This window comes from Corynebacterium limaceinasi, assembly GCF_046717465.1.
In the GTDB taxonomy this organism is placed as follows: Bacteria; Actinomycetota; Actinomycetes; order Mycobacteriales; family Mycobacteriaceae; genus Corynebacterium.
Map to the genome: position 1 here is coordinate 2,342,929 of NZ_CP177100.1, position 12,007 is coordinate 2,354,935.

10 protein-coding genes are annotated in these 12,007 nt (G+C 59.5%); 3 read left to right on the plus strand and 7 right to left on the minus strand.

The genetic code is table 11. The features are described from left to right. Nucleotides 1-32: 32 nt before the first annotated feature. Both ACLI1Q_RS11275 and ACLI1Q_RS11280 read left to right on the plus strand, forming a co-directional pair. A complete protein-coding gene (locus ACLI1Q_RS11275) occupies nt 33-1,880 on the plus strand; it encodes a chorismate-binding protein (protein ID WP_239269299.1) in 1,848 nt (615 codons plus the stop codon). Next, nucleotides 1,877-2,629: an aminotransferase class IV gene (locus tag ACLI1Q_RS11280; protein WP_239269300.1), complete on the plus strand. Its 753-nt coding sequence runs from the start codon at nt 1,877-1,879 to the stop codon at nt 2,627-2,629. Before ACLI1Q_RS11275 ends, ACLI1Q_RS11280 begins: the two co-directional genes overlap by 4 nt. A gap of 75 nt (nt 2,630-2,704) precedes the next feature. Here ACLI1Q_RS11280 and ACLI1Q_RS11285 read toward each other — a convergent pair whose 3' ends face one another. The 4 genes from ACLI1Q_RS11285 to glf all read right to left on the minus strand — a co-directional run bounded on the left by ACLI1Q_RS11285 (nt 2,705) and on the right by glf (nt 6,751). Further along, the gene (locus tag ACLI1Q_RS11285) at nt 2,705-4,180 is read right to left on the minus strand and encodes an ATP-binding protein (RefSeq protein ID WP_239269301.1); all 1,476 of its coding nucleotides are present in this window, start codon (nt 4,178-4,180) and stop codon (nt 2,705-2,707) included. 146 nt (nt 4,181-4,326) lie between these two features. Beyond that, complete coding sequence (locus ACLI1Q_RS11290) at nt 4,327-5,253, minus strand: alpha/beta hydrolase (RefSeq protein ID WP_239269302.1); 927 nt, start codon at nt 5,251-5,253, stop codon at nt 4,327-4,329. A 23-nt stretch (nt 5,254-5,276) separates the two neighbouring features. After that, nucleotides 5,277-5,492 carry a hypothetical protein gene (locus ACLI1Q_RS11295; RefSeq protein ID WP_239269303.1) on the minus strand — a complete coding sequence of 72 codons (216 nt, stop codon included), beginning with the start codon at nt 5,490-5,492 and terminating at the stop codon, nt 5,277-5,279. A 62-nt stretch (nt 5,493-5,554) separates the two neighbouring features. Beyond that, nucleotides 5,555-6,751 carry a UDP-galactopyranose mutase gene (glf, locus tag ACLI1Q_RS11300; protein ID WP_411697002.1) on the minus strand — a complete coding sequence of 399 codons (1,197 nt, stop codon included), beginning with the start codon at nt 6,749-6,751 and terminating at the stop codon, nt 5,555-5,557. Between the two features lie 158 nt (nt 6,752-6,909). Between glf and ACLI1Q_RS11305 the strand changes: the two genes are divergently transcribed. Continuing rightward, nucleotides 6,910-8,811, plus strand: a complete 1,902-nt coding sequence (locus ACLI1Q_RS11305) for an N-acetylmuramoyl-L-alanine amidase (RefSeq protein ID WP_239269305.1) — start codon at nt 6,910-6,912, stop codon at nt 8,809-8,811. Nucleotides 8,812-8,830: 19 nt separating this feature from the next. On the opposite strand, the gene ACLI1Q_RS11310 is transcribed toward ACLI1Q_RS11305, so the two are convergent. The 3 genes from ACLI1Q_RS11310 to ACLI1Q_RS11320 are packed head-to-tail and all read right to left on the minus strand — an operon-like array spanning nt 8,831 to nt 11,998. Next, nucleotides 8,831-9,661 carry an HAD family hydrolase gene (locus ACLI1Q_RS11310; protein WP_239269306.1) on the minus strand — a complete coding sequence of 277 codons (831 nt, stop codon included), beginning with the start codon at nt 9,659-9,661 and terminating at the stop codon, nt 8,831-8,833. Nucleotides 9,662-9,683: 22 nt separating this feature from the next. Continuing rightward, nucleotides 9,684-11,231: a glycerol kinase GlpK gene (glpK, locus tag ACLI1Q_RS11315; RefSeq protein ID WP_411697003.1), complete on the minus strand. Its 1,548-nt coding sequence runs from the start codon at nt 11,229-11,231 to the stop codon at nt 9,684-9,686. Between the two features lie 29 nt (nt 11,232-11,260). Then, nucleotides 11,261-11,998: an MIP/aquaporin family protein gene (locus ACLI1Q_RS11320; RefSeq protein ID WP_239269308.1), complete on the minus strand. Its 738-nt coding sequence runs from the start codon at nt 11,996-11,998 to the stop codon at nt 11,261-11,263. Between the last annotated feature and the right edge of the window lie 9 nt (nt 11,999-12,007).

Consider the following 12,007-nt stretch of genomic DNA (forward strand, 5'->3'; position numbering starts at 1 on the left):
TGGGGCGCACTGGGCTATAGACTCTGCCTTTGATGATCCTGCTCATTGATAATTACGACTCGTACACGTTTAACCTCGCGCACCTCATCGCAGAGGTCTCTGGAACCGAGCCACTCGTCGTTCCCGCGGGCGAGGCCGCCGGCATCCCAGAGCGCGTGCGCGCCGGCGAGTTCAGCCACGTGGTTATCTCCCCCGGCCCCGGCACCCCGGAGGAAGACAACGACTTTGGCACGTCCCGGCGCGTTATCGAGGCGGCCGCCACAGCGCGAATTCCCCTGCTTGGCGTCTGCCTCGGCCATCAGGGTCTGGCGATGCTCGCCGGTGCCCGCATACGCCGCGCGCCCGAACCGCGCCACGGCTTCGTATCCACCATCAGCCACTCCGGCGAGGGACTTTTCGCCACCATCCCGCAGGACTTTCAGGCGGTGCGCTACCACTCCCTGCACATTGAGCCCACCCCCGGCATCACCGTGCACGCCCGCAGCGAGGACGGCACCGTCCAGGCCCTCAAGGTCGATGGCCTGCCGCATTGGGGCGTGCAATTCCACCCCGAATCGGTGCTGACACAACATGGCGCGACCCTGCTGCGCAATTTCCTCGGCGGTTTTCGCCTCCTCCACCGCGAGGTCCCCGGCGCGATTGACTGCCCCAGCGTCTTCGCGGCGCTGCAGGCAGACGGCACCGATGCCTTCTTCCTCGACTCCGCCGACGCGCGCGGGTGCTATAGCATTCTTGGCGATGCCACCGGTCCGCTTAGCAGATCCTTTCGCTACCGGCTTGGCGATGCCCCCGATATCCTCACCACCCTCGAGCGCGAGCTATCCACGCAGGTCTTTGACGCGCCGGATTTGCCGTTTACCGGCGGGGTGGTCGGTTTCCTCGGCTACGAATGCGCGCAGCTTACCCTGCCCATCCAGCTGCGCCACCGCTCGCCGTATCCCGATGCCTACTTCATCCGGCCGCAGTCCTTCCTTATCTACGACCACCACCGGCAAGTGGCATACCTGTGCTGCCTCGACGGCGAAGGCGCACAAGGCCTGCTCGACCGGTTGGAGGCAGCCCTGAAAGGCGGGCAGGTGGGAAACGAGGGGGCATCGGCAAGCGCGGGCGCCTGGCGCACCACCGACTACCTTGACCGAATCCAGCGCGCCCAAGAGCTCTTGCACGCTGGGGAAAGCTACGAGGTATGCCTGACCGATACCTATACCGCGCAGGCCACCGGCGATATTTATGCTGCGCTGCGCCGGCACAACCCGGCACCGTACGCGGCGCATCTGGTCTTCGACGGCGTGGAAATCTGCAGCGCCTCGCCCGAGCGCTTCCTTAGCGTGCGCGATAACCGCGTCGAGGCCAAGCCCATCAAGGGCACCATTCCAGCCCACCAGGACCCCGCGCTGCTTCGCGATGACCCCAAAACCCGCGCCGAGAACCTCATGATCGTGGACCTTTTGCGCAACGATTTATCCCGCGTGTGCGAACCCGGCACCGTGCGCGTTCCGGGGTTGATGAACGTGGAAAGCTACGCCACCGTGCACCAGCTCGTCTCCACGATCACCGGCCAATTGCGCCCCGGCGCCACCGCGCTCGACGCCATCCGCGCCGCCTTCCCGCCCGGTTCTATGACCGGCGCGCCGAAGCTGCGCACCTGCGAGATTATCGATGCCCTCGAGGCAGGACCCCGCGGCGTCTATTCCGGCATCGTGGGCTACCTCGGGTATTCCGGCGAGGCTGATTTCAGCGTGGTCATCCGCACCGCGGTGCGCGCGGGTTCCGAGGTCACCGTCGGCGCCGGCGGGGCCATCGTCCTCGATTCCGATCCCGCAGCCGAGCTGGCCGAAAGAAACCTCAAGGCCCAATCGGTCCTCGGGGCGTGGTCATGAGTTCCTATATCTGGCGCGACGGCGCCTTCATCCCCTGCACCCCACCGGCTGACCCCTGCACCGTGGCCGATTCTTGGCGGCATTCGCAAGGCCGCACGCACGGTCTCCACCTGCACTTGGAGCGCTTCGAATCCGCCGCCGGGACCTTGCCCGTAAGCTTCGTCCCCGCCATGCTGGAGCTCCTTTCAGATGGCGAGCTTTTCCCCCGCATCGCCCTCATGGCCGGCGAGCTTTACCTCGATATCCGGCCTGCCCCGGCTCCGCGCGCCCACACGCGCCTTACTTATACACAGGCCCCCGATCCCCGCGTGCAGCCTCTAGTTAAAGGCCCGGACTTGCCCGCCCTGGCTGCTTACCGCAGCCAGTATCAGGTAAGCGGCACCGATGACACCGCGATTGTCGATGCCCACGGTGCCATCGCAGAAACCACCACCGGCGCGCTCATCGCCTGGGACGGCGACACGCTCCTGCTTCCTACCGGCGTGCGCCTGCCCAGCGTGACCCTGCGCCAAGTCCTGCACCGCTGCAATGACTTGGGACTTTCCACCGCGCAGCACCCATTGACCCCGGCACTCGCTGCGGAATGTCCCCTGTGGTTTATCAACTCACTGCATGGAATTAGCCCCGTCAGCTCCATACACACACCACACGACACCATCACTCCACCGCCGCACCCGGAGGCCGCAATCTGGCAAAACTGGTGGTGGCAGGGTTTTAGCCCCGCGGGTGCAGGCGAACACTACACATAACACTCAACACAACACTGCACATGTTGAGTGTTGTGTTGAGTGTTCGTGTTGAGTGTTGGGTGTTCAGGCGCCCACCTACCTCACCAAGCGATACCTCTGTTTAGGGCTGCGCAAAGGCTCCGTACGCTCGATCCTTCCACTATCTACCAATTGGTTCAGGATTCTGCGCACCCCACCAACAGAAATCCCGGCGGCCGCCGCCAACTCACGGCTATTCGCAGACTGATGCTGAGCCAAATACTCCAGAATCCGTTCACTAGAACCGCCGTGTATAGACGCACTCCGCTCTGGCAAAGTCATTTCACGCCGTTCAAAAGTTAGCTTAAACGTGGTCAACGAATCCGTCGGCTTCGGCGGAGGAAGAAGTGTCTTTTGCAGCTGGTCAAGAATCTCAATGTAGCCAGTTCCACGATTTTCCGCCACGTACCCAGACCCGCCGGAGATAGCCGTTACCTCCAATAGCTGAGACAGGTGCTGATTCCTCGCACTTGTCATGCCCGGATCCCCAAGGTTATTGACGTTCACCATCCCAAAAAGGCCACCCGGATTAATGATTTCTAGGCGGTCAGCGTACATATCAACCTGAACCTGTGTCCCTCTAGCCTGGGGAGAATAGTCCCTGTGCATGAGCGCATTAGCAACTGCTTCCCTGACTGCTACTGGCGGATAATCCGGCAGGTCTTCTCGGAACGCCCCGTCGACGACGCCACCTACCCGCATATTTTTCTCAACCGCGAAAACCACCGCTGGCACCAATTCCGGAATCGGGCCTACAAAACTCGCGTTATCAACAAATCTTTGGCCTTTGGTCGACGTCTTATCCGTTCCCACATAAGCAGTAAAAGTTACATTGAGCCGCGGGAAAAATTCTTGCGGATAAATGCCAGCTGCTAATAAGCCAGCCAAGGTTGGATGAACATCCCCATCATCTCCCACGCCGGTGAGATGCAGGGCTTTCAATGCCCTTTCATCAGAGAACTTGCCAAAGATCCCTGGCCGCAGGCTGCGTTCGCGCTCTAGGATTTGCTGGACGATGTCCCGATCGAGGTCTGCAATAGTAGCCGCCTCCACGACCTCCAGATCCCACGAGGGCTGCATCTTATTTTCTTCGAGACGATCGATTTCATAGGGCTTCAATAACCGGTCTTCATCGTGCTCGCGAATGTAGCTGCCGTTGTATTTAGATTGCGCAGTAACCCAGCATGGTTTATCAAAGGGTGCAAGCTCTGGAATTTCCGCAACTACTACCGGCGCGCCATCGACAGCACCAATTTCCACATCGGCACGGACAGCAGGGGTCAATTTCTCCGCGCAGGCCTCCACGAATGCTTTGGCTATGGGCTCGGCTTGGAAGCCTTCGACGGGAAGAAACCCTGAGTCCTCATCGAGACCAAAGATGATCGTTCCGCCTTTTCCGTTGGCAAAAGCAGACACCGACCGCGTTATCTTCTTGGGAAGGCCTCCGCCAGCTGCTTTTACTTCGACCATGCTGGTGTCTTTGCCTATGGCACGCAGATTGTGAACAATCCGCTCAATTTCTTCTAGGTCCATCGCTTCCCCGCTTGCCTCTCACCTTCAGCCGAGCATTACACATAACACTACACAAACACTCAACACAACACTGCACATGTTGAGTGTTGTGTTGAGTGTTGGGTGTTCACGCCGCGCTTCCCTTTGGCTCCGGCAGATCGCGGCCTTTAGCCTTGGCCTCGCAGCGCACGCTTTAATTCGCTGCCAATAATGGTGCGCGCAATCAGTGCATCCGAAATGATCCCGCCCATCTGGACGAACGGATGGACTTGGCCCTTAAATTCGATAGAGCTCACTACATTTCCCGCATTGAGCATCCGCCCAACGTAGTCACTTACTTCAGAGACCAACGGATCAAGTTCACCGGTAATCACCGTCGCTGGAGGCAGCCCCGCCAGATCGCCATTCCTGCCGGGAGACATACGGATATCCGTGCGGTCTGCAGCGCCAGCATAAGAATCATAAAAATAGTTAAGGCGCCGCCTGGTGAGGTAATAGCCATCGCTAAAATCCGAATGGGATTGCGTGTCAAAGGTGGATAAATCCATGACGGGGTAAATCAGCACCTGATGAGCCAGCTGATCGCGCAGTTCTTGTGCGATCACCGCTGCGATATTGCCGCCCGCGCTGTCTCCGCCCACGGCAACGCGCGTTGGATCGATGCCGATCCCCAATTCTCCTTGTAGCACCCCGTCTACTACTGCACGGCAATCATCTAGTGGCGCCGGGAAAGGGTGCTCCGGTGCACGGCGATAGTGCACGCTGATACAGATGATTCCCGCTTCTGCGGCAATGTCCCGCACGGTTGTATCCGTGGTCTCTAAATCCCCCAGCACCCAGCCGCCGCCGTGGAAGAAGATGAAGGCAGGCGCTGCTGGGGCATCGGCAAGCGCGGGCGCCTGTGGCACATAAACCCGCACCGTGACACCGCGCACCGAGGTCTCGTACACGGAAACCATCGGGGTTTTCTTGCCCCAAGCCGCTGCCGTCTTCTGCTGGGCGGCGCGGTTTTCTTCAGGAGTACGCGTGTCCAGCTGTGGGGCATCCCTGTTCAGGTCGAGGAATTTTTGGGCTTCGGGCTGAATAAACACCATAAAAATACTTTCCAGTGCTGCATCTATTGGGCAATGCAAGCACTCATAATCGCGGGGTTAAGTAGCGGAAAGGCCCGCCGGGTGTTCCGGCAGGCCTTCTTTGCTTGCTGCTTTTTCTTATCGGGAATGCGCGTTGCGCGGCTGCGCAGTTTCAAATGCTCCTGGAGCCGCTCCGGGGACATCTTCCACATGCTGCGGTCCGCGTGCCCGGGCTTGGTGTATTTCTTGCGTTGAGCCATGCCGTCACCTCCTAACCTGTGAGGTGACTAAGCATAGCGTGCCCAGGGCAGATTAGCAGCTCTTAGTGTCCGCGCTCTTGCTCGGTGGCCTTGCCCTCGTTCCAGAAGGGCACGAGCTTGTTATCGAATAGGGACAGCGCGGCGCCGATGGCCATGTGCATATCCAAGTACTGATAGGTGCCCAAGCGGCCGCCGAATAACACCTTGTTTTCCTTGGCTTCTTGGGCGGCTAGTTTGCGGTACGCCTCCAGCTTGGAGCGATCCTCCGGGGTATTGATGGGGTAATACGGCTCATCGCCCTTATCGGCAAAGCGCGAGTACTCCTTCATGATGACCGTCTTATCGGAGGGGTAACGGTCCTTGCGCTCTGGGTGGAAGTGGCGGAACTCGTGGATGCGGGTGAAGTCCACATCGGCATCGTTGTAGTTCATCACCGGGGTGCCTTGGAAGTCGCCAGTATCGAGCACTTCGAGGTCGAAATCCAGGGTGCGCCAGCCGAGCTCGCCTTCGGCGAAGTCAAAGTAGCGGTCCAGCGGGCCGGTGTAGATTACGGGAGCATCCGGGGAATCGGCGCGCAGATCCTCGCGAACATCGAACCAATCGGTATCCAGGCGGACCTCGATGTTTTCATGATCCGCCATGTTTTCTAACCACGCCGCATAGCCATCGACGGGCAGGCCTTCGTAGGTGTCGTTGAAGTAGCGGTTATTGAAGGTGTAGCGCACCGGCAGGCGGGTGATATTGCTGGCCGGCAGTTCCTTGGGGTCGGTCTGCCACTGCTTGGCGGTGTAGTCGCGGATGAACGCCTCATAGAGCGGGCGTCCGATAAGCGCGATGGCCTTTTCTTCCAGGTTTTTGGCCTCATCCGCAGAGAATTCGCCGGCCTGGTCTTTGATCAGTTCGCGGGCCTCATCGGGCGAGTAGTACCGGCCGAAGAATTGGTTGATAAGCCCCAGCCCCATGGGGAATTGGTAGGCGGTGCCATCGTGCATGGCAAAGACGCGGTGCTGGTAGTCGGTGAAATCGGTGAACTGGTTGCAGTACTCCCACACGCGCTTATTGGAGGTGTGGAAGAGGTGCGCGCCGTATTTGTGCACTTCAATTCCGGTGGTGGGTTCCGCCTCGGAATAGGCATTGCCGCCCAGGTGCTCGCGGCGCTCGACGATGAGCACCTTCTTTCCCAGCTGGCTAGCGGCCCTTTCCGCAACGGTCAGGCCAAAGAATCCGGAACCAACAACGATGAGGTCATAAGAAGTCATGGCTTCCACTTTATTGCACTCCAGAGGGGAACACGGGTCATCGGCGTGTCGCAACAAGATTCACAGTTGTCACACTCGTAGCATCACTATCAACTGTTAACTTTTGGCAACCGTTTTTACAGCTACATCGGCACCTAACTCAACCCAGGGAGAATAGAGTGAAGCAACGACGTCGACTAGTCCCCACGAGGTCACCGTGGTCCACACCCGTCATCGCGACGGTTTCCTCCATTGCCCTCGTCATGGCGGCCGCATTCGGCGGCCAGCAGGTCCTTAAAACCCAGGACTCCGGTTCTGGCGGACCTATCGAGGTGAAAAACGCCTCTGAAAGCTTTAGCAACGCCGACTCCGTCGTCGTTGATGACCCCGCCGTGGCAGCGCAAGGCGATGGCGAGGGCCCACGTGCCGTCAAGCACTTCCACCGCGACGAGACATTCAACATGTTCGCCGTGACCTGGGAGGGCAAGCGCGACGTGCACTCCTTCGTCCGCTCCAAGCAGGAGGACGGCTCCTGGAGCGAATGGTTCGATATGGATGCCATGAACTACGGCGATGGCAAGAACGGTACCGAGCTTATTTACGTAGGCGATACCAACGATGTGCAGGTATCCATGGCCAATGTAGACCTAGTAACCGGTTCCAACCTGGATGACGATGCTGAGTTGCCCGATAAAGCAGCCGGCGCTGCGGATGCCAACCGCGCCGCCTCGCAGCCTTCTAACGTCGGCGATATCGCCCCTGTAGCTGATGAAAACAACACCGACCGCACCACCGTGTCGGACCTGGATGCCGTCTTTATGGACGGCAATGCCCAAGAAGGCCAAGCCATCGAACCTACTGCCGCCACCGATGGCATGCCCAAGGTAGTGTCCCGCTCTGGGTGGGGCGCCGATGAATCCAAGCGCTGCCAACAGCCCACCTACGATGACGGCATCAAGGCGATGACGCTGCACCACACCGCGGGCTCCAATAACTACACCCCGGCACAGGCTGCCGCACAGGTTCGCGCTGCCTACGAGTACCACGCCCAGAATCTGGGCTGGTGCGATATTGGATACAACGTGCTCGTGGATAAGTTCGGTACCATCTACGAGGGCCGCTACGGCGGGCTGGACAAGGCCGTCCAGGGCGCACACGTTGGTGGCTTCAACTCCCATAACTGGGGTATTTCCATGATTGGTAACTACGAAATTGAGGAACCATCACAGAAGATGCTGAACTCGGTGGCAGAAATTGCCGGGTGGAAGGCAGCAATTTCCGGCATCGATCCCACGGGCACCGCTACCCTGACCTCTGGCGGCTTTGGCGGCTCCCGCTTTCCAGCCGGTGCGCAGGCAACCGTGCCTGCCTTCAGCGGTCACAATGATTTCCACTACACCCAGTGCCCTGGTCGCTACACCGTGCAGCACTGGGACGAGATCCGCAAGAACACCAAAAAGAAGTACGACGCTGTTAAGGCTGGCGGTAACTCCGCAGCAATGAACTGGGATAAGAAGTCGCCATCGAGTGGCGGCGATCAGTCCACCTCGGGAGATACCACCTCTTCCATCGCTGGTGTCGATGTTCCAGTATCGACCATCCAAGCCTTGGCTGGCATCGCCGCCACCGTGTTCGGCGTCTTGGTTGCCAATGACCGCGTAGCGCAGCCGGATGCCGATAAGAAGGTTGCGGGTGAGCTTACCGTCGGCGAGATTCCGAAGATCGTCAACAAGGTTGTGCAGCTTTCTAATAACGAAGGCCTCAAGGAATCCTGGACCTCCGTCCTGAACGCCTTTGGCCCAGTCTTGGGTCTCGCCGTTGGCGGACCTGACACCACCGATTCCGGCAAGATCATGTACCAGCTCTTCAAAAACGGTGTGGTCCTCTCCTCCGAGGACTCTGGGGCAAAGGCCCTGACCGGAGAGATTGCCAAGAAGTGGGCAGAAGGCGATAACGCTTCCAAACTCGGACTGCCCACCACAAACGAGATGAAAGACGGCAAGGAAATCCGCGTCCAGTTCCAGGGCGGCGAGATTGTCTACAACATGGATACCGAAAAGGTAGACATCTACACCGACTAGCCTCCCCGTGGAGTGGGAGTTAGAACCAGCGCTCCAAAACCTTTGCCACGCCCGCCTGGTGGTTGGCCACGGTGACCGCATCAGCGGCCGCCTTCACCGCCGGGAGGGCGTTTTCCATTGCCACCCCACAGCCGGCCCACGTGAGCATCTCAATATCGTTGGGCATATCGCCAAAGGCAATGGTTTCTTCCTGCGCTATCCCATGCTGCTTGGCCAACCACTCCACGCCGCGGCGCTTGGTGACGTTGGGGGCCGCGACCTCGAGCACGCCCTCCTGCATGGAGTAGGTGATATGCGCCAGCTCCGGATCAATATGAGGCGCAATCAAGTCATAGAGTTCTGGCGCGGAATAATCCGTATTCCGGATAAGCAGCTTGACCACTGGCCGTGCCACCAGCTCGCCCACGCTGACGACGCCGAAGCCTTCAAAGAGGGCATTTTCGGAGTAGTGCGGGTCGACGACGAAGAGCTCCTCGGGGGCATTGGCAAGCGAGCCACCCGCCCGCTCTGCACCAAAGCCAACCGTGCCAAGGACGCGCAGCGCTACCGTCACCACCTCTTCTAGCGCGTCTGGATAAAGCTCCCGCGCGGATAGCACGCGGTCTTCCGCGGAATCATAGAGCACCGCCCCATTTGAGGTCACACATACCGGGAGCACCGTGAGCTGCTCCAGCACCGGCTCTATCCAGCGAAAGGGCCTGCCGGTGGATAACGCAAAATAAGCACCCTGCTGCACCGCCCGCGCCACTGCGTCGCGGTTGCGACGCGGGACGCGATGATTGCGGTCCAACAGGGTGCCGTCAATATCGCTCGCGATGAGCCGAGGGGCCCGGGTAGGGAAAGTATCCATACCCGCGAGTTTACTTCAGGACTTAGAAGTCCATCTCATCCTCATCGGAGTCTTCCCAGTTCAAGGAACGCTTGATAGCGCGCTTCCATTCACCGTAGAGGTAATCCACCTCTTCTTGTTCCATCTTGGGCTTGAATACGGTGAGGTCACCGCGCTGGGTATCCAAGATGCTGAGGTCTTCCCAGAAGCCATTGTCCAAGCCGGCAGCAACAGCGGCGCCGGTTGCGGTGGTCTCAATGTTCTTCGGGCGGTGTACCTCCACACCCAAGATGTCAGCCTGGAACTGCATGAGCAGCTCGTTGGTGGTCATGCCGCCATCCACGCGCAGCTCGGTAATTTCCACGCCGGAGTCCGCCACCATGGCATCTGCCACGTCGCGGGTCTGGTAAGCGGTTGCCTCGAGGACAGCGCGGGCCAGGTGTCCACGGTTGGCAAAGCGGGTCAGGCCCACAATGACGCCGCGGGCATCGGGACGCCAGTGCGGGGCGAAGAGACCGGAGAACGCCGGAACAATGTAAACGCCGCCGTTGTCCTTGGTCTCCCGTGCCAAGTTCTCGATGGCAGAAGAATTAGGGATGAGCTGCAGGTTATCGCGCAGCCACTGCACCAAGGAGCCACCCATGGATACGGAGCCTTCCAGCGCGTACACGGGGCGCTCGCCCTCGCGCTGGAAGCAAACGGTGGTCAACAGGCCGTTATCGGAGAACTTCGGGGTGGTACCGGTGTTCAGCAGCAGGAAGAGGCCGGTGCCGTAGGTGTTCTTGGCCGAACCTGCACGGAAGCAGCCTTGGCCGAACATAGCGGACTGCTGGTCCCCCAGGATGGCGCGAATAGGTACGCCGGCGAGGGAACCGCGCTCCCGAACGGTGCGGAAATCACCCAGGGACGGGCGAATCTCCGGCAGCATGGACATAGGAATGCCCATTTCCTTGCACAGCTCTTCGTCCCACTCCAGCTTTTCGATGTCCATGAGGAGCGTACGCGAAGCGTTGGTCACGTCCGTCGCGTGCAGCGCTTCCATGTCGCCGTCGCCCTCGGCACCGCCGGTAAGGTTCCACAGCAGCCAAGAGTCAATGGTTCCGAAGAGCAGGTCGCCCTTTTCGGCGCGCTCGCGGACGCCATCGACATTGTCGAGGATCCACTTAACCTTCGGGCCGGCAGGGTAGGAGTTGATCAGCAGGCCGTTGCGGCGGCGCCACTTATCCGGGCCCTCTTCACCAGCCAGTTCCTTACAGATAGCGGAGGTGCGGGTGTCCTGCCAGACGATGGCGTTGTAGACGGGCTCGCCAGTGTTCTTATCCCACACAACTGTGGTTTCGCGCTGGTTGGTGATACCGACGGAGTCGATATCTTCTACTGTTATATCGCCATTGGCCAAAGCCTCCCCCACGGCGCGGCGAGTGTTGCTCCAGATCTCCTGCGGGTCGTGTTCTACCCAACCCTTTTCTGGGAAGATCTGCTCGTGCTCGAGCTGGCCCACGGAAATCTGATCGCCATCGTGGTTGAAGATGATGCAGCGGGTTGACGTGGTTCCCTGGTCAATAGCTGCGACGTATTTCTTATCACTCATGTGTCTAATTTCTCCTGTATAGGGTTGGATTAAAGCGCAATGGACAGTAGACCAACGGCGACGGCCGAAAGCAGCGAGCCAACAATCGGCACCCAAGCATAGCCCCAATTAGCGCTGCCCTTGTCCTTAATGGGCAGGACGAAGGCGTACATCAAGCGTGGACCCAAGTCACGGACCGGGTTGATGGCGTATCCCGTAGGCGTACCCAGGGACAGGCCAACGGCGACAACAACGAATGCCACACCGAAGTAGCTCAGCGGTCCCAGCTCGCCGCCGGCAGGGCCGAAGGCGATGAATATCAACAATACGGTGGTGGCGATGAACTCAGTTACCGTATTCCATCCATTGTGTGGGTGAGCGGGGGCAGTGAAGAAGATGCCCGCGGTTTCAGAATTGGCACCGGTGACATTGCCCTCTTCGTCGTAGTTATTCGCATCGAAGAGCTGCTTGAATGCGGCCCAGGCCAAGAAGGCACCGAACATAGCACCCAGGATTTGGCCCAGCACGTAGAACGGAACCAAGTTCCATTCGAGCGAACCATTGAGCGCGAGCATGAGCGTTACCGCAGGGTTCAAGTGACCGCCGGTTGGGTCAGCGACGCTGGCGCCGACGAAGACACCCATGCCCCAACCCAAGGCAATAACAATCCAGTCGGAGCCACGGGCGCCCGAAGTGCGGAGGTTTACCAGCGCACACACGCCGTTACCAAGAAGCATCAGCAGCGTGGTGCCGATAAACTCCCACAAAAATGCGTCAGATCCAGCCATTAGCGCCTC